This is a genomic window from Marinobacter xiaoshiensis (assembly GCF_031631795.1).
Taxonomy (GTDB): Bacteria; Pseudomonadota; Gammaproteobacteria; order Pseudomonadales; family Oleiphilaceae; genus Marinobacter; species Marinobacter xiaoshiensis.
In genome coordinates, this window is the sequence record NZ_JAVMBO010000018.1 from 190,057 (window position 1) to 216,209 (window position 26,153).

Here is a 26,153-nt window from a genome sequence, read left to right on the forward strand (position 1 = left end):
ATGTTCAGCAAAATCCTCATTGCCAACCGGGGCGAAATCGCCTGCCGGATTATCCAGACCGCACACCGTATGGGTATCCGCTGCGTCGCTGTTTATTCCGATGCAGATGCCAACGCCCTCCACGTTTCCATGGCAGACGAAGCCTTCCACATTGGCCCGGCGCCAAGTTCAGAAAGCTATCTGCGCAGTGAAAAAATCATTGAGATTGCCAAGCAGAGCGGTGCGCAAGCAATCCACCCAGGCTACGGCTTTCTTTCCGAGAACACCGGGTTTGCCGAAGCCTGTGAGGCCAACGGCATTGTCTTCATTGGCCCACCTTCTTCAGCCATTGCAGCCATGGGCTCCAAATCTGCCGCTAAAGCCATCATGGAAAAAGCTGGCGTACCACTGGTGCCCGGCTATCACGGCGACGACCAGAGCCCCGAAACCCTGCGTGCCGAAGCTGAGAAATGCGGCTTTCCGCTGCTGTTGAAAGCGGTTGCCGGTGGTGGTGGTAAAGGCATGCGAGTGGTTGAGAACATCGGTGAGTTTGATGATGCTCTGGCCGCTGCCAAACGCGAAGCCAAGAACGCCTTCGGCAACCCGGACATGCTGATCGAGCGCTACCTGACCCAGCCACGCCACGTTGAGATTCAGGTTTTCTGCGACGAAACCGGCCAGGGTGTGTATCTGGCCGAGCGCGACTGCTCGGTTCAGCGTCGTCACCAGAAAGTTCTGGAAGAAGCCCCGGCACCCGGCCTGAGCGAAGAAACCCGCAAAGCCATGGGCGACGCCGCTGTAAAAGCGGCCCAGGCCATCAACTATGTGGGCGCAGGCACCGTAGAGTTTCTTTACGATGTGGACGGTTCCTTCTTTTTCATGGAAATGAACACCCGCCTGCAGGTAGAACACCCAGTGACCGAAATGGTGACCGGCCAGGATCTGGTGGAGTGGCAGTTGAAAGTGGCCTGGGGTGAGCCCCTGCCGCTGGAACAGTCACAGGTGAAAACCCGCGGCCACGCTCTGGAAGCCCGTATTTATGCCGAAGACCCGGATCAGGACTTCCTGCCTGCCACCGGCAACCTGCGTTACCTGAGCACACCCGATGAAAGCGCCCATGTGCGTGTCGATACCGGCGTGATCGAAGGCGATGAAATCAGCATTCATTACGACCCAATGATCGCCAAACTGATCGTGTGGGACGAAACCCGTGAGCAGGCCATCAATCGCATGGTTCAGGCTCTGGAGCACTACCGGATTGCAGGGGTGAAAACCAACATCCGCTTCCTGCACGCCTTGGCGGATTCACAGCCCTTCCGGGAAGCGGACCTGACAACCGGCTTTATCGACAGCCACAGGGAACTGCTGTTCCCGAAACCCAAGCTCGATACCCATAAAGCGCTGGTACTGGCCGCTGGCTTTGTATTGGAAGAACGCAAATCCGTTGAGTCTGTGAGCACAGATCCCTGGTCGCCGTTCGGCCGCCGCAACAGCTGGCGCCTGAACTCGGAATACGCTCAGCCCCTGCAGTTGCAGGTAGGCGACGAGATACACGAGCTGAAAATTCTGGAAAAGGATGATCACTACCAGGTATCCGTGGATGAGAGCGTATACAACCTGACGGCCAAACTTGAAGACGACTCGCTTCAAGCAGTCGTAGATGGCCACAGGATCAGCATTCACGGCAACTTGCACAACGACCAGCTCGTGCTCTTCTACGAAGGTGACACCTTCCAGTGCACCCTCTACCAGGAAAATCACGCACTGGAAGACATGGCTCCGGAAGGCGGCCTGACTGCCCCCATGAACGGCGCCATTGTGGCGGTACAGACCAAAGTGGGCGACGCGGTTACAGCCGGCCAAACTCTGGTCATCATGGAAGCCATGAAGATGGAGCATGCCATCAAGGCTCCGGCAGACGGCGTGGTCAGCGAAATCTTCTTCGCCGAAGGTGAGCAGGTTTCAGAAGGCGCAGAGCTGATTGCCATAGAGTTCAACGAATCAGACAGCGAGGAGGCGAGCTAATGGCCTTTCCCAAACAGGCGCGACTGGTTGAAATGAGCCCCCGGGACGGTCTGCAAAACGAGTCCGGCCCGGTAATCGCCACAGACATAAAAACCGGGCTGATCGAACAGCTTGCAGAGTGCGGCCTCACCCACATTGAATCCGCCAGCTTTGTGTCACCCAAGTGGGTGCCACAAATGGGCGACGCCGCTGAGGTTATGGCCGGCATCAAGCGCAAGGCTGGCGTTCGCTATTCGGTGCTTACCCCCAACCTCAGAGGCTTTGAAAATGCCCTGGCAGCAGGCGTGGATGAAGTGGCTGTGTTCGCTGCAGCATCAGAATCCTTCAGCCAGAAGAACATCAACTGTTCAATCGCCGAAAGCCTGGAGCGGTTTCTACCGGTGATGGAGGCCGCTCAGAAGCACAACATCCCCGTGCGCGGTTACGTCTCCACCGTATTGGGGTGCCCCTACGAAGGGGAGATTGCCCCAGAGCAGGTCGCAAAGGTGGCCAAGGATTTGGCAGACATGGGCTGTTATGAAATCTCCCTCGGCGACACCATTGGCACAGGTACGCCACTGAAAGCGAAATACATGCTTGAGGCCGTCGCCAAATACGTGCCCGTGGAGCGCCTTGCTGCACACTTCCACGACACCTATGGGCAAGCACTGGTAAACCTCTATGCAGTACTGGAAGAAGGCGTGGCTGTTTTTGATGCCTCAGTCGCTGGCTTGGGTGGTTGCCCTTATGCCAAGGGTGCCTCTGGCAACGTTGCCACCGAAGACGTTCTCTATATGCTCAACGGCCTGGGAATCAGCACTGGCGTGGATCTGCAGAAGCTGGTGGCTACCGGTACATGGATCAGCAGCCAGCTCAACCGGCGTAACGGTTCCAAAGTGGGTCAGGCGCTGCAAACCTGAGGATCTGAAACCCGCCCGAGCCAAGGCAGATGATTATCCCTGAACATTTTAGCCCTCGACGACAATAACAACCGGAGGCAAACCATGAACCAGACTCTACCAAGCTACACCAGCGGTACCTCCAACACACCGCTGTTGGGCATGACCATCGGCGAGATGCTTGATCGCACCGCCATCAAACATCCTGACACCGAAGCTCTGGTGTGCCTGCATCAGGACATTCGCTGGACCTACAAAGAATTCCTTGCCAAGGTCAATGAGGCAGCACGGGCGTTTATCGCCATTGGCGTCAAACGTGGTGATCGCGTAGGTATCTGGGCACCCAACCGTTACGAATGGACACTTACCCAATTCGCCACTGCCAAAGTGGGCGCCATTCTGGTTAACATTAACCCGGCCTATGGCCTGCACGAACTCGAGTACGCCATGAATCTGGCAGGCATCAGCGTGCTGGTAACGGCAGACAGTTTTAAAGCCTCAAACTACCGCCAAACACTTTATGAATTGGCACCGGAGTTGAGGGCGAGCACCCCGGGCAAAATCAAAGCCCAGCGGGTTACTGATCTTCGTGCAGTCATCAATCTGGATACGGAAAAACACGCCGGCATGTTGAGCTGGGCTGAGTTTGTGGGCCTTGCCAGTGAAGTTAGTCAAGATGAAGTAGACAAGGCGCAAAGCCAGCTTCAGTTCGACGACCCCATCAATATCCAGTTCACTTCAGGCACCACCGGCAACCCCAAAGGCGCCACCCTCACCCACCACAACATCCTGAACAACGGGTTCTTTGTGGGTGAAAGCCAGAGCCTGACAGAGAAGGATCGACTGGTTATTCCAGTCCCCCTCTACCACTGCTTTGGCATGGTCATGGGCAACCTTGGCTGCATTACCCACGGCTCCACCATAATTTACCCGGGCGAAGGCTTTGACCCAAAAGCCGTGCTGCAGGCGGTGCATCAGGAGAAGGCCACAGCGCTCTACGGCGTACCCACCATGTTCATAGCAGAACTGGCCGAGCCCGAATTTGATTCCTACGACCTGTCCACCCTGCGCACAGGCATCATGGCCGGCTCCATCTGCCCCGCGGAGGTGATGAAGAAGGTCAACACCAAGATGCACATGAAGGAGGTTCAGATTGCCTACGGCATGACTGAGACCAGCCCTGTGTCTACCCAGACCAGCTCTCTCGACCCCTTCGAGAAGCAGGTAACCACCGTTGGCCGTACCCAGCCCCATCTGGAAACCAAGATTGTCGACCCGGGAACCGGTAACGTCTTGCCCCGGGGCGAGATCGGGGAACTCTGCACTCGCGGTTACAGCGTGATGCTGAAGTACTGGAATAATGAAGAGAAGACCCGCGAAGCCATCGACGCCTCCGGCTGGATGCACACCGGTGATCTGGCCACCATGGACGACGAAGGCTATGTACAAATCGTCGGCCGCATCAAGGATATGGTGATTCGTGGTGGTGAAAACATCTACCCGAAAGAGGTTGAGGAATTTCTGTACAGCCACCCATCCATTGAGGAGGTCCAGGTAACGGGCATTCCGCACGAGACCTATGGCGAAGATTTGATCGCCTGGGTAAAGCTGCGCCCAGAGGCAGAGCCGGTAAGTGCAGACGACTTGATTGCATTCTGCAAAGGCAAGATCGCCCACTTCAAAATCCCCCGGAACTACAAGTTCGTGGAAGAATTCCCGATGACCGTCACCGGTAAGATTCAGAAGTTTAAAATGCGCGAGATTTCCATTGAGGAATTAGGGCTGAAGTAAAAGCCCCAGGCAATCGCAAGCCCCGGTTCTCCTTAGCTGAGCACCGGGGCTTTTTTTGACCCGCCAAAATCTGTTTGACTGCTGCTCAATTTCATGATGTTATCACTAGTAACATTGTTACCACCGATAACATTAGCGAGCATGAATACACATGGCGAAACCTGCCTACCACCACGGTGACCTGCAGCCCCAGGCGCAGTCGCTGGCGCTGGACATACTCAGAACCCAGGGGGATGCCGCCATCAGCTTGCGCGCCCTGGCCAAGCAGCTCGGCGTGAGTGCTCCAGCGCTGTACCGGCACTTCTCAGACCGCGAAACGCTGTTGGCAGAGCTCGCTATTGAAGGGTTCGAGGCCTTGCGTGATCGGCTGCAAGCAGTAGACCAGGAGCTGCCGCGCAAGGCTTTGATCGAAATCGGGCTGGTGTACGTAGCTTTCGCCCAAGAGGAGCCCAATCTATATCGTCTTATGTTTGGCGGTCGCGTATTACCCATGGGGGCGCACCCACGCTTGGATGCTGCTGGCAAAGGGGCATTTCAGGTTCTGGAAAACACCGTAGCCCGTGCCCGCGATCTGGGTTACCTCAAACCTTCCCCCGTTTCACTAATGACAGCCGCCGCCTGGTCTCTGGTGCATGGCCTGTCACAACTAACCATCGATGGTCATTTGCCCAGCGCAAAGGCCGAGCCCATGTTGACCGAAGGCGTTCTCAGTTTACTGCTGGACGGCACCCGGTCTGACCAACAACAAACACAACAGGATTAACTCAATGAGCAGCCCAAAACCCAGCACCCTCCGAGTCGGCAAACGTTATCGTGAAAAACGCCTGGACGGCCCCTACGATGCCATCATCATTGGCTCCGGCATCGGCGGCCTGACCGCAGCTGCTTGCATGAGCAAGATGGGCAAAAAGGTGCTCGTTCTTGAACAACACTACACTGCCGGCGGATTCACCCACAGCTACGACCGTAACGGGTACGAATGGGATGTGGGCGTGCACTACATTGGTGACATGGGCGCAGACCACACACTGGGCAAGCGGTTGTTTGACCACATCACTGACAGTCAGTTGAAGTGGGCGCCAATGGACGCCAACTACGACCGTATCTACATCGGCGAAAAGTATGTGGATCTGGTTGCTGGCCCAGAGGAATTCCGTGCCGAGCTGGTGAAAGCTTTTCCGGAAGAAGAAAAGGCCATCGATACCTACCTGGGTTATCTACGCCAGGTATCCAAGGCCATGCCGGCGGTTGTTCTGAGCAAGGTATTGCCAAGCCTGGCTCTCGGACCACTAAGCATGCTTGCGAAACGTAAGGCGCCAGAGTTCCTTAACAAGCCTACCCGCGAAGTGCTTGAAGGCATCACCAGCAACCAGGAGCTGATTGCGGTACTTACCGGCCAGTGGGGCGACAACGGCCTGCCACCAGCCCAATCCAGCTTCATTGTCCACTCACTGATTGCCCGCCATTACCTGCACGGCGGCTACTACCCGATTGGTGGCGCCTCTGAAATGGCCAAGACCATTATCCCGGTAGTTCAGCAAAGCGGCGGTGAAGTTTTTACCTACGCGGATGTGACCGGGATTCTCATCGAGAAAGGCAAAGCCGTGGGCGTTCGCATGGCCGACGGTGCAGAGATTCGCTCGCCACTGGTCATCAGCAACGCAGGCGTATTCAACACCTTCAACAAGCTGCTGCCAAAAGACGCGCCTGAATGGGACTACTATCAGGACAAACTCAAAACCGTTAAGCGTTCCATGGCCAGCAACTGCCTGTACATCGGCCTGGAAGATACTGCAGAGAACCTGGGACTGCCGAAAACCAACTACTGGATTTACCCCGGCACGGACTACGAAAAGCATGTGAAAGACTTCGAGGAAGATCCGGATAACAGCGATATTTCGCTGACCTATATTTCCTTCCCCTCGGCGAAAGACCCCAGCTTTCTGGAGCGCTACCCTGGTCGCGCCACCATTGAGATTGTGGCACCCGGCCCCTTCAGTTGGTACGAGGAGTGGGCCGACAAGCCTTGGGGCAAGCGCGGTGACGACTATGAAGCCAAGAAGGAGGAGTACGCCCAGCGCCTGCTTGCGAAGCTCTACGAGAAGTTCCCGCATCTGGAAGGCAAAGTGGATTACTACGAGCTATCCACGCCCCTGTCCACAGACTATTTCTGCCGCTACAGCGAAGGTGAAATCTATGGCCTGGACCATACTCCCGACCGCTTCGAGCAGGACTGGTTAAAGCCCAAGACCCGCATACCCGGCCTGTACCTCACCGGCCAGGACATCATGACCGCCGGAGTAGTGGGCGCCATGCTCGGCGGCCTGCTGACAACCGTTGCTGTGAGTGGCCTTAAGGGCATTCCACTGGCGAAGAAGATGTTTGTAGGCTAATAACTATCAGTAACTTCGGCGCCACCAATTTAAAGGTGGCGCCGAAAACTGACACGCCTACTGATACTTTCGAGGCTTCATGAAAACCATCGGATTAATCGGCGGAATGAGTTGGGAATCAACCCAGACCTACTACCGCCTGATCAACCAGCAAGTGCGGGAACGGCTCGGTGGGCTGCACTCGGCCAAGGTTGTTCTCAACAGTCTGGATTTTGCCGAGATTGCACAACTCCAGAGTGCTGACGATTGGGAAGGGATGGAAAGACTGCTGGTGTCCGCGGCACAATCCATTAAGGCCGGTGGGGCTGATTTTCTCCTGATTTGCACCAACACCATGCACAAGGTCGCCCCGGAAGTTGAGCTGGCCAGTGGTCTGCCGCTCCTCCACATTGCAGATGCCACTGCAAAAGTGCTCATACACGATGGAATTACATCGGTAGGATTGATTGGAACCCGGTTCACCATGGAGCAAGCTTTCTATCGCGAGCGCCTGGAAGCACAGGGGATCAATGTCGTCATTCCGGATGACCACGAACGCGACACCGTGCACCGGATAATCTACGAAGAATTATGCCAGGGCATCATAAGCCCTGACTCCAAAACGGCGTACCTTGATGTCGTCGATTCACTTGCCGCTCGTGGCGCTGAGGCCGTAATTCTCGGATGCACAGAGATCGGTCTGCTGATCCAGGGCTCCGATACGCCCGTCGCGCTGTACGATACAACAGAGATCCATGCTACTCAGGCCGTGGAACTTGCCTTGATTTAGGTGATACGCAAAAGCGCATATCGTCTGCTATGCTTGCGGCGAACCCAAATAAAAAGGCATTTAAGATGACTGATACTTGGCTAACCTCGTTGATTACCGATACTCCCCAGCAAGGCTATGAGCTTGCAATCACCCTTAGCCGTCGCGGCGTGAAATACACTCAGCCGGATATGGATACACTGAAAAAGCTAAGGCCGGAATACGCGAACTCTGCCGAAGGTTTGACTGCTGCCTCCCACGTTATCGCTGTAAACTTTCAGACGGTAGCAGCAGCCAACAACTATTGGCGGGGATGACATCGGTCATTCAAGCACTCTTTCACGGTGCCCGAGAGCCATCAACTCTCGCACCGTGGGAGTAGTTTCTGAAGCCGGCAAGCTCTCATAGGTACAACCCCCGCACACTCCAACAAGATATTTGTAGCGCGCCACGCATTCTCGTGTTAAATATCGCCCGAATTCGGTCGGTTCCATAAGCTATAGCCCCACCGCCGTTTTCCAGGACAAGCCTCAAAGGAGTCGCACCCGCGACCTTCCCTCAGCAGACCTGCACAACACCGCGTGCGTCCTGCACGTTTTGTATCCATCCCTTTTCAGTGAGGGACGTTATCCAATGTTCAAGTTGTGTAAGCCACAGGCGCTGGCCGCCTCCGTTGCTCTGTCTCTGTGCGCCTCTTCTGCAATCGCCGCAGAAGAAGTGCGTGTGTATAACTGGTCTGACTACATTGCCGAGAACACACTGGCGAAGTTCACCAAAGAAACCGGCATAAAGGTCGTTTACGACGTTTACGACAGTAACGAGGTTCTTGAAGCCGCGCTACTGTCTGGCCGCTCTGGCTACGACCTGGTCGTACCGTCAAACCACTACGTTGCCAAGCAGATCTCTGCCAAGGCTTTTGTGGCTCTGGATCACGACAAACTGCCGAACATGGCCAATCTGAATCCGGATCTGATGGCTCAACTGGAAAAAGTGGACCCGGGCAGCCAGTTCTCCATTCCCTATCTTTGGGGAACCAACGGCTATGGCTACAACGCTGGCCGCATCCAGAAAATCCTGGGCGATACTGCACCCACAGATTCCTGGGCGCTGGTATTTGATCCTGAAGTAACAGCCAAGCTGGCCAAAGGCGGCTGCGGCATTGCCATGCTGGATTCCGGCGAAGAAATGGTGCGAGCTGCTATGGCCTACGCCGGCTTGAACCCGAACAGCAACAACGCCGAAGACATCAAAAAGGGTGGCGACGTGATCAAGGCCGTGCGGCCGAACATCACCTACTTCCACTCATCCCGCTACATTGGCGACCTGGCTAATGGCGACCTGTGCGTGGCTGCCGGCTATTCCGGCGACATCCTGCAGGCGGCTGCTCGTGCCGAGGAAGCCAAAAACGGCAACGAAATCCGCTACACCATTCCCAAAGAGGGCGCGGTGTTGTGGTTCGACATGATGACCATCCCGGCTGGCGCACCGAACGTTGAGAATGCCCACAAGCTGGTCAACTTTTTGATGAAGCCAGAGATCATCGCTGAGGTGACCAACTATGTGTGGTACGCCAACCCCAACAAGGCAGCCGATGAATTTGTGGATGCAGAAATCCTTAACGACACCAGCATTTACCCTACGGATGATGTGATGAAAAAGCTCTACATCATGGAAGGTCGGCCTCAGGACACACAGCGCCTGATGACCCGCACCTGGACCAGCGTTAAGTCCGGGCGTTAAGGGCGTGGTTAACGGAATCAACACCTCCGCGAAAGCGGAGGTGTTACTCAGCATTCGTGGCGTATCAAAAAGCTTTGACAGCACACTGGCGGTGGACGACGTAAGCCTGGACATCCACAAGGGCGAGATATTCGCGCTTCTGGGCGGTTCCGGCTCTGGTAAATCCACACTGCTACGCATGCTGGCTGGCTTTGAGACACCAGATAGCGGTCGTATTGTGCTGGATGGTCAGGACATAACTGCCCTGCCTCCCTACCTGCGCCCAACGAACATGATGTTTCAGTCCTACGCACTGTTCCCGCACATGACCGTGGAGCAGAACATTGCCATGGGTTTGAAACAGGACAAACTGCCAAAGGACGAGATTCGCGATCGCGTGGCGGCCATGCTCAAGCTGGTAAAAATGGAGCCCTACGCCAAGCGTCGGCCCCAACAGCTTTCCGGTGGCCAACAGCAGCGGGTTGCGCTGGCTCGCTCACTGGCAAAACGCCCGAAGCTGTTGCTTCTGGATGAGCCTATGGGTGCGCTCGATAAAAAGCTGCGCACAGAAATGCAGCTTGAACTTGTGGATATTCTGGAAAAAGTGGGCGCCACTTGCCTGATGGTGACCCACGATCAGGAAGAAGCCATGACCATGGCCAGCCGCATTGCCATTATGTCCTTTGGACAGATTGCCCAGGTCGGCTCACCCATCGATATTTACGAAAGCCCGAACAGCCGCATGACGGCGGAGTTTATTGGTTCGGTGAATATCTTTGAGGCCAGCATCGAGGAAGACAACTCCGACAGCATTCTGCTGTCCAGTGGCCTGCTGGATTCGCAGGTATACATTGACCGCGGCGTGACCACATCGGCAGAAAACACCAACACGCTGATTGCCCTGCGCCCGGAGAAAATCTACCTGACGCCAGACAAGCCCGACGGTGAGTTCAACTGGAGCAAGGGCACGGTGGAGAACATCGCGTACCTGGGTGACATCACCTCCTATTACGTGAAGCTGGCCAGCGGCAAGCGTGTGCAGGCCACCATGGCGAACGTGGAACGCCGCGGTGAACGGCCAACCTGGGGCGACACAGTGTTCGTTTCCTGGGAAGCCTCCAGCCCCATCCTGCTTTGGAATTAATGCCATGAACGTGAACCCGACTCCCGCGCCCTTGACGGCGCGGGTGCGTACATTGCTGTTCCACCGCCGGGTGCTGTTTGGCATTCCGTTCGCGTGGCTGTTGCTGTTTTTCCTGCTGCCGTTCGCGCTGATCCTGAAAATCAGCCTGACGTCGGCCGTGATGGCCATACCGCCTTACGAGCCGGTGTTCCGGCTGGCAGAAAACACCCTGTCGGTGGTGGTGAACTTCGGCAACTATTTATTCCTGCTGTCCGACAGCCTGTACATTGCCGCTTATTGGGGCTCGGTGAAAACCGCACTCATCTCCACCATCGCCTGCCTGCTGATCGGCTACCCAATGGCTTACGCTATGGCCCGCGCGCCCAAGCACTGGCAACTGGTGTTGCTGTTGCTGGTGATGCTGCCGTCATGGACCTCGTTCCTGATTCGGGTTTACGCCTGGATGGGCATTCTCGGCAATCAGGGTTTGCTGAACAGCTTCTTGCTCTGGCTGGGGTTGATCGACGAACCGCTGAAAATGCTGAACACCAACTTTGCGGTAATCCTCGGCATTACCTATGCCTACCTGCCGTTTATGGTGCTGCCCATTTTTACCAACCTGGTGAAGCTGGACCTGCGTCTGCTGGAAGCAGCGTCTGACCTGGGCTGCCGCAGCATCACAACCTTCTGGGCCATTACCCTGCCTTTATCCAAGGCCGGCATTTTGGCGGGGTGCATGCTGGTATTCATTCCCGCTGTCGGTGAGTTTGTGATTCCTGAACTGCTGGGTGGCCCGGATACGCTGATGATCGGCAAGGTGTTGTGGGAAGAGTTCTTCAACAACCGCGACTGGCCTGTGGCTTCTGCGTTGGCCATTGTGATGCTGGCACTGCTGTTGGTGCCGATTGTATTGTTCCACCGCTTCCAGAGTCGGGAGATGTCGAAGAATGGTTAATGCTCGCGGTATCAGCTTCTCAAAAGTCATGCTGATTCTGGGCCTGCTGTTTTTGTACCTGCCCATGTTTGTGCTGATCGTGTATTCGTTCAACGCATCGCGGCTGGTATCCGTGTGGGCCGGCTTTTCCACTCACTGGTACAGCGCCCTGTTTGAAGACCAGCAGATACTGTCGGCCGTGTGGATGAGCCTTAAAATCGCCTTCTACTCCGCCAGCATGGCCATGTGCCTGGGCACCCTCTGTGCGTTTGTGATCACCCGATTCAAACGCATGCGGGGCCGAACCCTGCTGTCTGGCATGATTACCGCACCTCTGGTTATGCCGGAAGTGATCACTGGCTTGTCTCTCTTGCTGCTGTTTGTTCAGCTGGCGGAACTGACCGGCTGGCCGGCCGATCGTGGAATGGTGACCATATGGATTGCGCACACCACTTTCTGTAGCGCCTATGTGGCAGTGGTTGTGAGTGCACGATTGCAAGAGGTGGACCGATCCATTGAGGAAGCCGCCATGGATCTGGGCTGCACACCCTTGAAGACATTCTTTGTGGTCACCCTGCCGGTAATTGCGCCTGCCCTGGTATCCGGCTGGTTGCTGGCATTCACCCTGTCGCTGGACGACCTGGTGATTGCCAGCTTCGTATCTGGCCCCGGCTCCACCACCTTGCCCATGGTGGTGTTCTCGTCGGTACGCATGGGTGTATCCCCAAAGATCAACGCGCTGGCCACGCTGATTATTCTCACCGTATCGCTAGTGGCGTTTATCGCCTGGTACGTGATGCGCAGAAACGAAAAAAGGCGCCGCAGTGGGCGCCTTTCCTGATCGGGAAAATCAGGCCTCCTTGCGGTCCCGAACCGTCTGAACCCATTTGTAGAAAATGGGCACCAGAAGCGTTCCCAGCACGGTTGCTGCAATCATGCCGCTCAGCACGGTTACACCGAGGCTGACGCGGCTGCCTGCCCCGGCGCCTGTGGCTAACACAAGTGGCAGCACGCCAAGCACGAAGGACAGAGCGGTCATCAGTACCGCTCTGAACCGCAGCACCGCAGCCTTGTTGGCAGCTTCTGTGGCGGTCATGCCCGACTTTCGCAACTGCATGGCAAACTCAACAATCAGAATGGCTGTTTTCGCTGACAGACCGATTAACAGAACCAACCCCACCTGAGCATATATGTTGTTGGCAAGCCCGGTTAGCCACAAGCCGGCCATGGCACCAAAAATGGCGATGGGTACTGCACCAATAACTGCAAATGGCAGCGCCCAGCTTTCGTACTGTGCAACCAGAAACAAATACACAAACACAATCGCCAACATGAAGATCACGATAGCCAGGTTGCCCGCCTGTATTTCCTGCAAGCTCTGGCCAGACCAGCTGAACTCGTAGCCTTGGGGCAGGCGCTTTGAAAGTTCAGTCATGGTTGCAATTGCATCACCGCTGGCAAAGCCGGGTGCGGCCTCCCCGGAAATGGTCACCGACCGCTTCAGGTTGAAATGCGCAATGCTGGAAGGCCCAAGAACCGGCTTCAACGTGGCCAAGGTGGATAGCGGCACCATATCGCCGTCCCGGTTCCGAACAGAGTAATAGGACAAATCCTCCGGGCCTTTGCGGAATTCACCCTCAGCTTGTAGTTGTACCCGGTAGTTTTTCCCGAAGCGGGTAAAATCATTCACATACAACGAGCCTAACTGAGCCTGCAAGGTAGAGAATATATCAGACAGCTGAATACCCAGCGCCTTTGCCTTGTTTCGATCCACCTCAAGCAGATACTGAGGAATGTTGGCCCGATAGGTACTGTATACCCGCGACAACCCTTCCTGCTGGTTAGCCTCATAAATCAACCCGTTCATTACCTGAGCCAACTCTGAAACGTCTCGGCCCAGGTTGTCCTGCAAGCGATAATCAAAACCGGCTGAAACACCAATCCCGGGAATGGGCGGGGCATTGAACACCATCACCTGGGCTTCGGGAATAGTGGCCAGCCGTGAATACAAACGCGGTATCGTTTGACCAAGCCCGAGCTCGGGAGTCTCTCGTTCGGCCCAATCGGAGAGCACCACAATGCCCAAGCCATTATGAGAGCCTGCGCCCCCCAACAAAGAGAAGCCCGAAACCGAAATGAAGTCGATAGCAGCCGGATCGTCCAAAACCATGTCTGTTACTTTACTGAGCACTGTGTCAGTGCGTTCCAGAGACGCAGCAACCGGCAGTTGCACGTCTACAAACAGGAAGCCCTGGTCTTCCGGAGGCACGAATGCCATCGGCACAGACTTGAACAAGCTCGCAGTACCTACCAACAAGGCAGCGAGCACGATCGCAGCGACAATCCCTTTGCGTAGCAGGCTTGACACCAGGCTCGAATAGCCTTTGGTACTGACTGAAATCAACTGCTCAACAGGCTGCAGCCACCGGACCGGTTTGGTGCCGCCACCCAACAAGGTTGCGCACAGGGCCGGGCTGAGAGTCAGCGCGTTGATGGATGAAATGATGACTGCCACTGAGATCGTTACGGAGAACTGCTGGTACAGCTTACCCGTTATTCCAGGCATGAAAGCGACAGGTACAAACACGGCTAACAGTACGAGAGTTGTGGCAACAATTGGCCCGGTTACCTGCTCCATCGCCTTGGAGACGGCTTCCTTGATGGGCAATTTTTCTTCCTGCAGTATGCGCTCGACGTTCTCCACCACCACAATGGCATCATCTACCACAATGCCGATGGCAAGTACCAAACCGAACAAGGTAATGATGTTTATCGAGTAGCCCATCACCGCCATGACCGCAAAGGTACCAATCAGGGAGACGGGTATGGCAATGGCGGGCACCAAGGTAGCGCGCCAGTTCTGCAGAAACAGAAACACCACAAGGATAACCAGCCCGATAGCCTGAATCAGCGTGATCACAACCTCTCTGATTGACGCGCTAATGAACTTGGTAGAATCAAACAATACGCTGTGGGTGACACCATCCGGAAAGGTCTGAGCGAAGCCTTCGACTGTCGCTTTCACCTTATCAGCGACTTCGAGCGCGTTGGCGTCCGGTAGCTGGTAGATCACGATAAACGCGGTATCCTGGTTGTTCAGCTTGGCCGTAGATGTGTATGACCGCGTGCCCAGTTCGATACGCGCGACATCGTTAAGGCGCAGAAAGCCACCATCCTGCTTTGCCCGGATAATCATCTGGGCAAACTCATCAGGGTCGGATAACCGCTCCTTGCTCTGAATGCTGTACACAAATTGCTGGCCTTCAGGAACCGGGGCCTGCCCCAGCTTGCCGGCAGCAACAATCTGGTTCTGCTCTTGCAGCGCGGCAACCACCTCAGCCACTGTAACCCGCAAGGATTTCATGCGCCGGGGATCAAGCCATATGCGCATGCTGTAGTCTTTCGCGCCCATAACTTCTGCAGAGGCAACACCCGGCACTCGCCCCAGCTCTTCAATCAGGTTGCTTGAGGCGTAGTTACTCAAGAACACAGCGTCCAGGTCGGGGCGATCCGATACGAGGTTAACGCCCATCAGCATGTTGCCGCTCTGTTTGCTGACAGTCACCCCTTGCCGCCGGACCTCTTGGGGCAAAAAGGGCTCGGCCAGTGCCACCCGGTTCTGCACGTTTACCTGTGCAATATCGGTATCTGTGCCACTCTCGAAGGTCAGTTTAATACTTGCAGTGCCATCGTCGGACGATGTCGACTCTATATAAATCATGCCCTCGACACCATTGAGCTGCTGCTCAATCGGGCGAACAACCGCCTCCTCTACAATTTGCGCGCTGCCCCCCGGAAGTACCGCCGTTACCTGAATTTGAGGCGGCGCCATGTCCGGATACATGTTGACGGGCAGCACCTGCAGCGCCAAAAGTCCGGCCATCGTTATGAGGATGGAGATAACAAAGGCAAATTTAGGGCGATGAATAAAAGTACTGCTGATCATTGTGCAGCCTCACCTTCTTTAGCGGGCTCTTCAGCACTGGTCAGTACACCGGTTTCCGTGTCTATCTGGCTCGGGACGGGGCTGACAGTTACCCCTGAGCGAACTTTCTGGAGCCCTTCAACAATCACTCTCTCGCCCACTTCAAGGCCACTCTCCGCGGTCAGCATGGCTCCAATACGCGGCCCGGTTTGGATGAAGCGCTGGGAAACCATCTGCTCTTCATCTACAACCAATACAAACTTGCCCTCTATGGTTTCCTGAATCGCTACCTGCGGTACAAGGACCTGTGCTTCACCCGCCCGACCTTCAATGCGAAGCGTTACGTACAATCCGGGAAGCAGAACTGCATCAGGATTGGGGAACACTGCCCGCATATTCACTGTGCCCGTACTTTCATTGGTCTGCACGTCTGCAAAGCTCACTACGCCTTCCTGGTTGTAGATCCCGCCATCTGGCAGAGTCAACCGCAGGGATAGTGAGCTGGCAACATCTTCATCTGAGGCGCTGCCTGCGCGACGAAACGCGACATAATCAGATTCATCAAGCTGAAACTCCACATAGATCGGGTCAGTTACCAGAATGTCGGCAATCGGCCCTGTCGCGGGACTGACAACAGCACCCACGTCGTAATTCAGCCTGCCTATCCAGCCGTCAAACGGGGCTCTGATTTCTGTATATTCCAAAGTGAGCTCGGCTCTTTGAACGGCAGCACCGGCTGCTTCCAAACGGCTTTCTGCAGCATTAAAACGGTCTTTGAGTTTGTCTAGGTCGGCATCAGAAAGGTATCCCTTGCTCGCGACTTCTTCTCCTCGCTGGAGGTTTCTCCGGGCGGACTCAAGCTCCGCTCTGGCCGCCGTTAATTCAGCTTTGGTCTGCTGGATATCCGCATTAGCACGAGTAGCTTCCAATCGAACCAGGATATCCCCTTTACTGACCCGGGAACCTTCGCGAAAGAGTATCTCTTTGATTTCAGCTTCAATACGTGGGGTAAGACCTGCCTTTGCAGACGCTGCCGTGCGCGCCACAAAATCACGTGAAGGCCGCACCTCTGTGCTTTTCAACGCAACAACAGAGACCGAGGGTGGAGGTGCCTTAACAGGCGCAGCGGGCTCAGAACAACCAACTAAAATTACAGATGCAAAAGCAGCCAGTAACGTCCACTGGGCTTGCTTTAATGAAAATCGTGATGAGACGCTGAGCATTTATATTCCCTGGTTAATAAGCGTGCTGGGCTTTTAAGATTAGATGATACGGGCGCCCATGGCACGGTAGTTTAAAGAATTAATATATTATAAGCATGCTAACTTACTAAGTGAATAGATAAATCCACTAAAACAGGCATTTACGTACGTATGGATCAATCACAAGAACGGCTGCTGAGAATGTGGCGGAGCCCATCGCATTGCACCAGTGAGTCCTCGCAATTCACCACAATATCTGAATGCGCTATCACGTACCCCTTCCCGGTTATATTGTTTTTCACAACCTGATAATCACCTACTTGCTCTGCAGCAGAGAAGTCACCAACAAAGCTTGTCCCCCGCAAGATACAGTTTCAAGCTCGTTGCCTGGGCGGATAAGCCCTTCATGGTTCATCAGGGCTAGCCTGGCCGAGGTGCCTGTGCCGGTTGTACTCCTGCAGATAACGCCTGGATGCACGTAGGTCGCTGAGCGGGAGTGGTAATGGCCATCTGCAACCTGATGTACCGGCCCCATAAAATGCAGAAATGGCAAAGGGCCCACATCGCCCAGGGTGTAATGAAAAAACACTCGTTCTGCCCGTATCGCTTCAACAATCGCGTAAGCAGCGTCTGCAAGCTTGCACTCTTCATTCAGAATGAGATCGAATCCCAGGGCTTCAGCATCCACCAGTGCGTAGAACCCGCCGCTGTATGCCACGCTATAGGTGACCGTGCCGAGTGATGGCACTTCAATAGTCGCGCGATAGGTGTCTATGTAACTTGGCAGGCCTTCGCAGGTAATCGCTTCAACCACGCCGTTTTCAACCAGTGCATCGATGCGCACCAAGCCAGCAGGCGACTCCAGGATAAAGCTCTGTTTGCCTTCCTTCTTTGGCACGATTCCAGCCTCGAGCACGGCTGTTGCGGTGCAGATCGTGTTGGAACCGGAGTAAATCGGGTAGCCCATCACCTCCATGATGATGTAACCGGCCGCTGCCTGTGGGTCGGAAGGAGGAACCAACAAATCCACAGACATTTCGGGTATGCCATAGGGCTCTTCCAGCAACAGTTTTCTCAAGCCATCGGCGTGGTCACGAAGATACTCCATTTGGGCCCGCACACTGTCACCCGGCAAAGTATCAATACCACCGGTCACAATGCGGCTGACATCGCCACCGGCATGGGTGTCCATAAGCTGAATAGTGAGTTCCTGTTTCATACACCGCCCTCCAGAGACCAGGGTTTGCCGTGCGCTTCCCACTGTGAATCTGGAACTATGACAATCTTGCCGAGATAATTGCTGCCACGGTTCATAAAGTAACGCTCCGCCTGGTGCAGTTCAGAAAGCCGGAAAGCGCCGTGGAGAACGGGCTTGAGCTGGCCTCCCCGAATCCACTCGATTAACTGCTCTGCTTCCTCCCGGGTGCCGTGGGAAACACCAAAAATCTGCACCTGGTAGAGGTAAATTCGCGTCCAGAGGATTTCACTGATGTTTCCGCCACTGGCTCCGGCAATGCTTAGGCGAGGATAGGTTTCGCGGGCATTCATATCGAAGATCATGGCGTCGATAAAGCGGTCGGTCATGTCGCCACCCACGAGATCCATAACCGCATCAAGGGGTTTGCCGCCGGTTTGGGCCTTTACCCGCTCTACAAAGCTGTCCATATCGGAGCGGTCGAATACGGATTCTGCACCCAGTTCCAGAAGCACTGCAGCTTTATCTGGCGTGCTCAGCGCATAAGGCAGGGCTCCCATAATCCGGCACAGCTGTATCAGCGCGGTGCCAACACCGCCACTTGCACCCGTGACCAGAATTCGCTCTCCGGCGGCCACGCGAGCACAGGTAAGCATATGCATGGCTGTCTGATACGAACACATTCCCATTGCGGCGAGTTGTGCATCTGCCAGGCCTTCATTTGGAACGCAGTGGAACTGGCCTGAAGGAACAGCGACGTACTCTGCGTATCCGCCATCTGCACCATGGCCGTAATAGTCAGGGGCAAGATTTATGTCTGGGCGGCTATTTGCGTAGATATTGAAATCCAACAAACCTCGCTCGCCAATGCGGCCGGGATCAACACCCTCGCCTACGGCAACAACATGGCCAGCAATATCAGCACCCTGAATACGGGGGAAAATTAACGTGGGCTTACCGCCCATCTGAAACGAGGTGGTTTCACCCTTTTTGGTGGGATACAGCCCTTCCCGGGCTTTGCGGTCGGTATTGTTTTTGGCAGTCGCAGTTACCTGAACCAGCACCTCTCCCCGAGCGGGAGAAGGCATGGGCACGTTTTTATATTCAAGCTTCTCGATATCGCCATGACCGGTAAGAACCATGGCTTTCATGGTATTCGGGATCATAAGTGAATGATCGTCCCTGCCTGAGGAATGTATGCCGTCTCTTCAGGATAGGAGACATTCACTCATGTGTCAGGGAGAGACGAGAGCGCCCACCAGAAGCTGGTGCCACACTAACGGGCAATCACCTTATAGATAGGCCGCAACTTGGGAATCTGCTTCAGAACCACCTGAATTACGGTCATCAGTGGCACTGCAAGCAATACGCCTACAGGCCCCCAGAGCCAGCCCCAGAAGAAGATCGAAACAAAAATAATAACGGGGTTAATCGCCATGCGAAAACCGTGTATCCACGGCTCGATGAAGAAACCCACCATGGTGGTCAGGGCAAGATATCCCAAGGGTGCAATCGCCATCATCCACAAAGTATCCAGGCTCACCGCGGAAACAACTGCCAGCAGCAGGATGGTTAGAATAACACCCAGATAAGGAATAAAACGCGCAAGGCCTGCCACCAGCCCCCACACTGCCGGGTCTGGCAGGCCAACAGCCCAGGCCATAAGACCCGTCGCCACGCCAACCGATGTATTGCTTATGCCCAATACCGCCAGGTACTGTGCAATCTGGTGCTGGGAGTCCCTGCTAATGCGCAGCACGGTTCTGCGGTGGTGTCTCGGCAACTGGCGCACGAAATTAAGCACTAACCTGTCACCGCTAACCAACAGGAAATAAGTAAGCGCCATGGCAAGCGCAAGGCCCGCAATGCCATCACGGGCTTTATTCATAAGCTGGGCGCGCCAGGAGTCCGTTTGCAGAACGACCGTGGTTGGTTCTGCCGTTGTCTTTTTACCGCCACTGTCCGAGAGTTCGTTTACGGAGTCCTCTACCTTCTGTGCCGACTCAGTGACCTTGCTGATCTGCCGCTTGAGTTCGCTTTCACCCACCAACAACCGTGAAATACCCTCCGGAGCTTTGCCCGCCCACTCCAAAGCCGGCGTGGCAACGGCCATCGAAACACCAGCAATACCCGCAAGCACCAGCAGCACCAGAATCAGCGAACTGACCACCCGCGGAATACGCAGGCCTGAACACATGCGAGTGGCCAGTGGAGACAACAGCAAACTTGTTAGAAGTGCCAAAACAATCGGAAGGATAATCTGGTGGGCGAGGTACAAGGTGTAAAGCACACCCAGGATAAACAGCCCGTAGATAGGGGTAGAAAGATCGGCCAAGTTCTTTTCAGGTTTTGTGTTGCCCTGCTCAGCCGTTTTCTTTTCGTTTTCCATAAGATACCCGTAGCCTATCAGTCAGAAGTCACAATAAAGCTGCGACCAGGCAGATTCAAATATTACATTCTCTGTGCACACGGGCTCGAAACTCCTCACGAATGCGCTCATTCTCCTCATCATTTACAAAAACCCGTTCGCCGTCCTTATTCAACTGATAAATCCCCGAAACAGTATTCAGATGCTTCAGCCGTGCCTCCATGCGCTCACAATGAACTCGAAGCTTCTCAGCTTTTGCCTCCTGTTGAGCTTCAGCTTCTTTCCGGGCCGCTCGCTCCTTCTCACTTTGCCGAAGGAACTCATCTACCCGCTGCTTACGCTCACGAGCTGTTGCATCAATAGATGGCTGGGCCTTTTCCAGGCGCACTTCTTTGGTGACTGCATTAGCAGGTGGCCGATCACCGAAGTGAGTCTGACCATTCTCATCAACCCAGCGGTAGGCGCCCGCTTGGGCGATCGACGTTGCTAACAGTGTAAGTGTGGCTATGAGTCCCTTCATGAGTTTTGCTCTCCCTGCGGATGATACGTACACATGTTAACACTGGTTTTGAGAACTTACTTGGCTGCTAAAAGCGAATCCGGATAATGCTTGAGTAAAGGCGCATGACGTGTATATTTTCAGGCAAAAAACGGAGTCTGTATGACAACCAGCGCCCTGGACGACATGGCCAAAAATTATTCATTTTGGCAGCACAAATACGGGGCCTATCACCCGAATGATCCTTTACCTGCAGGCAGCTATGCCACCGACGTTCTCATAGTCGGGGCCGGCTACACTGGTTTAACCGCTGCCAGAGAGGTGAAACGCGATCAGCCCGAGCTAAACGTTATGGTGCTGGATGCGAATGAAGTCGGCTTTGGCGCTTCGGGTCGAAATGGCGGCTTTAGCATGTCCTTATTCGGGATGGAGCCGGAAACTACCGTTTTTAGGTGGGGCAAGAAGAAGGCGCGAGAAGCTCAGGAATACATGCAGAAAGCGGTAGCCTACGTTCACGAACTGATCGAAAACGAAGGCCTGGATTCCGACTATGAACATACCGGCATGTGGCGAGTTGCCTACACCGAGCGGCAGGAGAAGCGGCTGAAAAGCACCTATCGCCTGCTATGTGATCTGGCAAAGGAAGGAAGTTACTTCTTTTATCAGCAGGATGAGGTGAAATCGAAGCTGAATTCGCCTCATATTCGCGCCGCGATTTACGAACCCGAAACCGGAATTCTGGACCCGTGCAAACACGTTCGAGCATTAAAGACTCTGGCCGAAGAGGCTGGAGCAAAGATCTATGAAAATTCGGCTGTAGCCGATATTCGCAGATCAGATGACGGCATAGTGGTCAAAACGTCGAATGCGACAATTCATGCGAAGAAGCTGGTTCTGGCGACAAATGCATGGACCCACACACTGCCTGGGCCTCGCAAGCTACGAAGCCGGCAGCGGGCAGTTTGGACTTACCAGATTGTATCTGAGCCCCTAACAAAAGATGAATGGGAAACATTGGGCTGGCGCGACCGCATGTCGATCGAAGACAATCGCCAGCTGGTTCATTATTTACGAATCACCAAATGTGGTCGCATCACGATGGGCGGTGGAAGTATTGGCTTTGAATATGGAGATGCCATGGATAAATGGCATGATCCCGGCGTCTGGCAAGATTTGGAAGCGCACTTTCGCTGGCTGTTCCCATCGCTTAAACATAAAAAAATCTATTACAAATGGGGCGGTGCGGTGTCGGCCAATTTCGACATGGTTCCTGAAATAGGATTTATCGGGGATCATAATATTATCTATTCAACTGGCTGTATCGGACACGGCGTATCGCTTACACAGCTGAACGGCCGGCTGATTGCAGACCTCATTTCCGGAGTGGACAGCGAACTGAGCCGGTTCTGGATTGTAAACAGGAAGGCTATTTCGGTGCCACCTGGCAACCTGCTTCCTTTTATTGGTGTCAAAGCAATTACCAGCGCTCTCAAAGGCATTGACCGATTCGAGGAGCGGGAGCTTCGAAGCAAACGGATTCAAACGAGCAATAACTCATCCCAACAAACCCAGTGACACACACTGTTGAATCAGGAAAAGGATTTCATGCCCAAGGCACGGACTAAATACTGCCCCTCATGCAACACTCAGGGCCTGAGGCCCACCAGCAATCCGAACATACTAGGCTGTAAGCAATGCCAAGGATTGTGGTTTGAAGATGGCTCACTAAACCACGCCATTGCCCAGGAACACGATTGCATAGACCAATACGATCACGAGCTTCATCTGGGCCCTGCTCTTCGTGTCAGCGAACGCCTATGCATTAGATGCCGCGTTTCCATGACCAATTATCAGCTGTTGGTGCATTACACCACCGAGATCGATTGCTGTCCGGCTTGCGATGGCGTTTGGCTCGACAAGCATGAAATAGATCAAGTAATGCATTCCCCAAAGCTAAAGCAGGCGCTTACAGATCTGAATCAAAAAGTGTCCTGGAAATCCTGGCTATTCCAATTTCTGACAGCCATGCCAGCGGAATACAACGTAACGCCACAGCGCACGCCCTGGGTCACCCGCACACTGGTGGTTCTGTGCAGCCTGATCTTTGGTGTTGGCGTATTGTCTCCAGAGGCCAGCGAGTGGATCTTTACCAACCTGGCTCTGAACTCGGATACCCATAACCCCGCACACTTTGTGCTGCAACTTCTGGCCTACCAGTTTGTGCACGGCGGGCTGATGCATCTGGTTGGCAACATGTATTTCCTTTGGATTATTGGCGACAACCTTGAAGACGCGTTGGGACACGGCGCGTTTCTGGTGATCTACTTGTTTGCCGGCATAATGGCAGCCTTGGCTGAATTGCTACTGTTCAATACCAGCCAAGGTCCTTTGTTATTGGTTGGCGCCAGTGGTGCTATTGCAGCGCTGTTCGGTCTCTATCTTGTGTGGTTCCGCCATGCCAGCCTGACCTTCATGATTGTTATTTACCAGAAGAAGCTCGCACCCCATTGGTACTTCCTGATTTGGAGCCTGATCAATATTGCGGGTATGGTCTCCGGCCAAGGCGGTGTCGCTTGGGTCGCACATTTGGGCGGGTTTGGCCTTGGATTGTTGCTAGGCTATTTGCTCAAAGATTATGTGCTAAGAAAGAACCCACTAATTGCGATGCTGAATCAACCAGAGGCTGTGGTGCGTCGGTGAGATGCATGACTCATTGAGAAACATCGTTCCAAACAAGGGAAAATGATGACACCTGTACCAAGCCAAAGTTTCAGCCCTCTCGATCCAAATGGGCGTTCGGTAAGCTGGAAACTGATTGCCATCGTAATCACAGCTCTGTGCTTATCTGTAGCATCCTACATCGAGATACCTATGGTGCCGGTACCTATCACCGCGCAAACCTATGTACTCCTCACTGCTGCAGGACTTCTCGGCTGGAAACTTGGTGCCGCCTCAACAATCCTGTGGCTGAGCCTCGGAGCTCTGGGACTTCCGGTTCTTGCCGGGGGCTCCAGCGGGCTGGATTACTTCTCTGGCCCAACCGCTGGCTACCTGTTTGCATTCCCACTGGCCGTTGCCGTGGTTGGTTTGCTTTTTGAGCGTGGCTGGAACACGAAAAATATTGTTCTGGCCTTCCTGGCGATGCTATTGGGCCATACCGTTTGCCTTGGGTTTGGCGGGGCATGGTTGTCATTTACCATTGGGCCAGAAAAAGCATTCCTGAAAGGTGTTCTGCCATTCTTGCTTGGGGGCGTTATAAAGTCAGCTCTTACGGTTGCTACGGTTCTCGTTGTTGATCGTTTTCTTGGCTCGAATCGTGCCCAATAAAAGTTCTGCGCCTATTTACTATGAAGCGTAGCTCAATTTTTCGGGTAAGCGGATTAAATGGTTGATCTTACCTTTGCATGAGAGTGAGACAGACCGGCATCTCATCGGATTATCTGGTTGATGCTTCACCTACTGCTGGTGCATGTTTCCTTCGCTAATTCCAGCAAGAACCCCACACGCCTCAACTTCCCGGTCATCGTTGCAACTCGCTCTCAGTGAAACGAGTTGTTTCTCAAGCGCTTGCAGAGCGGTTATCTGCGACCGCACATGAGAGATGTGATCATCGAGCAAGGCGTTGACGGCGGTACAAGGCTGATGAGGGTCGTCCTGATAGCTCTGTAGTTCGTGAATCTCAGCCAGTGACAGGCCCAGGATTCTGCAGCGACGGATGAAGGCCAGCCCCTCACCATGCTTCTCGGTATAGACACGGTAACCGTTGTCCTGCCGATCAGGCGGCGGCAACAAGCCCTGCTGTTCATAGAAGCGGATCGTCTGTGTTTCGACCCCTACCAACTGCGCCAACTGACCAATGCGCATCAGCCTCCTCCCCAACGGATTCTTTACTCTATTGACCTTATAGTAGCTTTATAGTTTTAAATGGTACCACAACATTGTTCAAGTGGAGTCGTATCATGAGCAAATCCTGTGGTGGCGCCTGTGGCGGTGATGCAACGTCCGTAGCGGATACCGATATACAGGCCTCCTCCGAGGCGCCAGGGAGATGGGTCAGTGTTTATGCCGTGCCGAAGATGGACTGTCCATCAGAAGAACGAATGATTCGCCTAGCCCTGAACGGCTTTGAGGAGATTCGGGCGCTGTCCTTCGACTTGTCGAACCGCCGGCTGAAGGTCGTGCATGACGGCGAGGTCGAGCCCGTCACCTCGAAACTGAAGACCTTGGGGCTAGGCGCCTCGCTTCAGGAAACCGTCGCTGCAAATCCGGAGACCATCAAGGCCGCCGAGTTTTCGGCAGCTTCTGCTAAGCAAGAATCCCGGACCCTGCGCTGGTTGCTCGGCATCAATGCACTTCTGTTCGTGGTGGAAATGACTGCCGGTCTGATCGCCCAGTCCACCGGCCTGATTGGAGAATCCCTGGACAATTTTGCCGATGCGGCGGTGTACGGGCTTGCCCTTTATGCGGTTGGACATAGCGTGAAAATGCAGGTACGTGCCGCGCATCTTGCTGGTGTACTGCAACTGATCTTGGCTGTGGGCGTGCTCGTAGAGGTGGTGAGACGCTTTGTATTCGGTAGTGAGCCTGAATCGCTGGTGATGATGGCTATCGCATTCGTCGCATTGATTGCCAATACCAGTTGTCTGCTGCTCATATCCAAACATCGGGAAGGCGGGGCGCACATGAAGGCAAGCTGGATATTCTCGGCCAACGACGTGGTGATCAACCTGGGGGTCATCACCGCCGGCGCCCTGGTCGCGTGGACCGGTTCCAATTATCCGGATCTGATTATCGGCACCATCGCGGGGGGCATTGTACTTAACGGTGCCAGACGCATTTTGGCGTTGAAGGGTTAAATAATGCTCATTATTGGCAAAAAGCTCTCGCCGTATGCCCTATTGTCCATATCGGGCCTGCTGGCAGCGTCTGATCAGGCTGTAAAGTGGCTGGTGCAGCAATCAATGGCCTATGGCGAGTATGTTTCGGTGACCCCGTTCTTTAACTGGGTGCACCTATGGAACACCGGTGCCGCATTCAGTCTTTTTGCGAATGGTGGAGGCTGGCAGCGCTACTTTTTTATCGGAATCGCGGTAGTGGTCTCGATTTTTCTGATCAACCTGATCCTTGAAAATCGTCATAAAGGAGAAGCCATCGCTTACAGTCTTATCCTCGGTGGCGCCATGGGCAACCTGATTGACCGGGTCTTTCGCGGCTATGTTGTGGATTCCTTTGATTTCTATTGGCGAGACTGGCATTGGCCGGCCTTCAACCTGGCTGATATTGCAATTGTCCTCGGTGCCTTACTTTTCGTTTCCAGCAGCTTGTTGGGTAAAAAAGCAAACACCAATGCCGAGCCGGATGGATCTGACTGACA

22 protein-coding genes and 1 pseudogene are annotated in these 26,153 nt (G+C 54.4%); 16 read left to right on the forward strand and 7 right to left on the reverse strand.

The window, feature by feature from the left end; genetic code table 11:
• From RKA07_RS16285 to RKA07_RS16335, 11 genes are all read left to right on the forward strand, one after another.
• Positions 1 to 2,004, forward strand: coding sequence for an acetyl/propionyl/methylcrotonyl-CoA carboxylase subunit alpha (locus tag RKA07_RS16285; protein WP_310966827.1), 2,004 nt, complete (start codon positions 1 to 3; stop codon positions 2,002 to 2,004).
• Positions 2,004 to 2,903, forward strand: a complete 900-nt coding sequence (locus RKA07_RS16290; protein WP_310966828.1) for a hydroxymethylglutaryl-CoA lyase — start codon at positions 2,004 to 2,006, stop codon at positions 2,901 to 2,903. The genes RKA07_RS16285 and RKA07_RS16290 overlap by 1 nt, the downstream gene beginning before the upstream one ends.
• 84 nt (positions 2,904 to 2,987) lie before the next feature.
• Complete coding sequence (locus tag RKA07_RS16295; RefSeq protein WP_310966829.1) at positions 2,988 to 4,673, forward strand: AMP-binding protein; 1,686 nt, start codon at positions 2,988 to 2,990, stop codon at positions 4,671 to 4,673.
• 151 nt (positions 4,674 to 4,824) lie between these two features.
• The gene (locus tag RKA07_RS16300; RefSeq protein ID WP_310966830.1) at positions 4,825 to 5,436 is read left to right on the forward strand and encodes a TetR/AcrR family transcriptional regulator; all 612 of its coding nucleotides are present in this window, start codon (positions 4,825 to 4,827) and stop codon (positions 5,434 to 5,436) included.
• Between the two features lie 4 nt (positions 5,437 to 5,440).
• A complete protein-coding gene (locus RKA07_RS16305) occupies positions 5,441 to 7,066 on the forward strand; it encodes a phytoene desaturase family protein (RefSeq protein WP_310966831.1) in 1,626 nt (541 codons plus the stop codon).
• Between the two features lie 79 nt (positions 7,067 to 7,145).
• Positions 7,146 to 7,835 carry an aspartate/glutamate racemase family protein gene (locus RKA07_RS16310; RefSeq protein WP_310966832.1) on the forward strand — a complete coding sequence of 230 codons (690 nt, stop codon included), beginning with the start codon at positions 7,146 to 7,148 and terminating at the stop codon, positions 7,833 to 7,835.
• A gap of 65 nt (positions 7,836 to 7,900) precedes the next feature.
• Complete coding sequence (locus tag RKA07_RS16315; RefSeq protein ID WP_310966833.1) at positions 7,901 to 8,131, forward strand: hexameric tyrosine-coordinated heme protein; 231 nt, start codon at positions 7,901 to 7,903, stop codon at positions 8,129 to 8,131.
• A gap of 316 nt (positions 8,132 to 8,447) precedes the next feature.
• Positions 8,448 to 9,554, forward strand: coding sequence for a polyamine ABC transporter substrate-binding protein (locus RKA07_RS16320; RefSeq protein WP_200370056.1), 1,107 nt, complete (start codon positions 8,448 to 8,450; stop codon positions 9,552 to 9,554).
• A gap of 4 nt (positions 9,555 to 9,558) precedes the next feature.
• Positions 9,559 to 10,677: a polyamine ABC transporter ATP-binding protein gene (gene potA, locus RKA07_RS16325; RefSeq protein ID WP_200370057.1), complete on the forward strand. Its 1,119-nt coding sequence runs from the start codon at positions 9,559 to 9,561 to the stop codon at positions 10,675 to 10,677.
• A gap of 4 nt (positions 10,678 to 10,681) precedes the next feature.
• On the forward strand, positions 10,682 to 11,611 hold the full coding sequence (locus RKA07_RS16330) for an ABC transporter permease subunit (RefSeq protein ID WP_310966834.1): 930 nt from the start codon (positions 10,682 to 10,684) through the stop codon (positions 11,609 to 11,611).
• Positions 11,604 to 12,431 carry an ABC transporter permease subunit gene (locus RKA07_RS16335; protein ID WP_310966835.1) on the forward strand — a complete coding sequence of 276 codons (828 nt, stop codon included), beginning with the start codon at positions 11,604 to 11,606 and terminating at the stop codon, positions 12,429 to 12,431. The genes RKA07_RS16330 and RKA07_RS16335 overlap by 8 nt, the downstream gene beginning before the upstream one ends.
• A gap of 9 nt (positions 12,432 to 12,440) precedes the next feature.
• On the opposite strand, the gene RKA07_RS16340 is transcribed toward RKA07_RS16335, so the two are convergent.
• The 6 genes and pseudogenes from RKA07_RS16340 to RKA07_RS16365 all read right to left on the reverse strand — a co-directional run bounded on the left by RKA07_RS16340 (position 12,441) and on the right by RKA07_RS16365 (position 20,800).
• Complete coding sequence (locus RKA07_RS16340) at positions 12,441 to 15,536, reverse strand: efflux RND transporter permease subunit (RefSeq protein ID WP_310966836.1); 3,096 nt, start codon at positions 15,534 to 15,536, stop codon at positions 12,441 to 12,443.
• The gene (locus RKA07_RS16345; RefSeq protein WP_310966837.1) at positions 15,533 to 16,738 is read right to left on the reverse strand and encodes an efflux RND transporter periplasmic adaptor subunit; all 1,206 of its coding nucleotides are present in this window, start codon (positions 16,736 to 16,738) and stop codon (positions 15,533 to 15,535) included. The genes RKA07_RS16340 and RKA07_RS16345 overlap by 4 nt, the downstream gene beginning before the upstream one ends.
• A gap of 155 nt (positions 16,739 to 16,893) precedes the next feature.
• Positions 16,894 to 17,936, reverse strand: a pseudogene (locus RKA07_RS16350) (proline racemase family protein).
• Positions 17,933 to 19,078 (reverse strand): zinc-binding dehydrogenase, encoded by a 1,146-nt coding sequence (locus RKA07_RS16355; protein ID WP_310966838.1) that lies wholly within the window; start codon positions 19,076 to 19,078, stop codon positions 17,933 to 17,935. Before RKA07_RS16355 ends, RKA07_RS16350 begins: the two are co-directional and overlap by 4 nt.
• Positions 19,079 to 19,188: 110 nt before the next feature.
• Positions 19,189 to 20,301 carry an AI-2E family transporter gene (locus RKA07_RS16360; RefSeq protein ID WP_200201799.1) on the reverse strand — a complete coding sequence of 371 codons (1,113 nt, stop codon included), beginning with the start codon at positions 20,299 to 20,301 and terminating at the stop codon, positions 19,189 to 19,191.
• 55 nt (positions 20,302 to 20,356) lie between these two features.
• On the reverse strand, positions 20,357 to 20,800 hold the full coding sequence (locus RKA07_RS16365; protein WP_200201800.1) for a DUF4124 domain-containing protein: 444 nt from the start codon (positions 20,798 to 20,800) through the stop codon (positions 20,357 to 20,359).
• Between the two features lie 165 nt (positions 20,801 to 20,965).
• Here RKA07_RS16365 and RKA07_RS16370 point away from each other — a divergent pair, with 165 nt between their 5' ends.
• The 3 genes from RKA07_RS16370 to RKA07_RS16380 are packed head-to-tail and all read left to right on the forward strand — an operon-like array spanning position 20,966 to position 24,106.
• Positions 20,966 to 22,354 (forward strand): NAD(P)/FAD-dependent oxidoreductase, encoded by a 1,389-nt coding sequence (locus RKA07_RS16370; RefSeq protein ID WP_310966839.1) that lies wholly within the window; start codon positions 20,966 to 20,968, stop codon positions 22,352 to 22,354.
• A 30-nt stretch (positions 22,355 to 22,384) separates the two neighbouring features.
• Positions 22,385 to 23,479: a rhomboid family intramembrane serine protease gene (locus RKA07_RS16375; protein WP_310966840.1), complete on the forward strand. Its 1,095-nt coding sequence runs from the start codon at positions 22,385 to 22,387 to the stop codon at positions 23,477 to 23,479.
• 45 nt (positions 23,480 to 23,524) lie between these two features.
• Positions 23,525 to 24,106, forward strand: a complete 582-nt coding sequence (locus tag RKA07_RS16380) for a biotin transporter BioY (RefSeq protein WP_310966841.1) — start codon at positions 23,525 to 23,527, stop codon at positions 24,104 to 24,106.
• Between the two features lie 129 nt (positions 24,107 to 24,235).
• On the opposite strand, the gene cadR is transcribed toward RKA07_RS16380, so the two are convergent.
• Positions 24,236 to 24,643: a Cd(II)/Pb(II)-responsive transcriptional regulator gene (gene cadR, locus RKA07_RS16385; protein ID WP_004364961.1), complete on the reverse strand. Its 408-nt coding sequence runs from the start codon at positions 24,641 to 24,643 to the stop codon at positions 24,236 to 24,238.
• A gap of 95 nt (positions 24,644 to 24,738) precedes the next feature.
• On the opposite strand from cadR, the gene RKA07_RS16390 reads away from it, so the two are divergent.
• Both RKA07_RS16390 and lspA read left to right on the forward strand, forming a co-directional pair.
• Positions 24,739 to 25,635: a cation efflux transmembrane domain-containing protein gene (locus tag RKA07_RS16390; protein WP_310966842.1), complete on the forward strand. Its 897-nt coding sequence runs from the start codon at positions 24,739 to 24,741 to the stop codon at positions 25,633 to 25,635.
• Between the two features lie 3 nt (positions 25,636 to 25,638).
• Complete coding sequence (gene lspA, locus RKA07_RS16395; protein WP_089140475.1) at positions 25,639 to 26,151, forward strand: signal peptidase II; 513 nt, start codon at positions 25,639 to 25,641, stop codon at positions 26,149 to 26,151.
• Positions 26,152 to 26,153 lie beyond the last annotated feature (2 nt).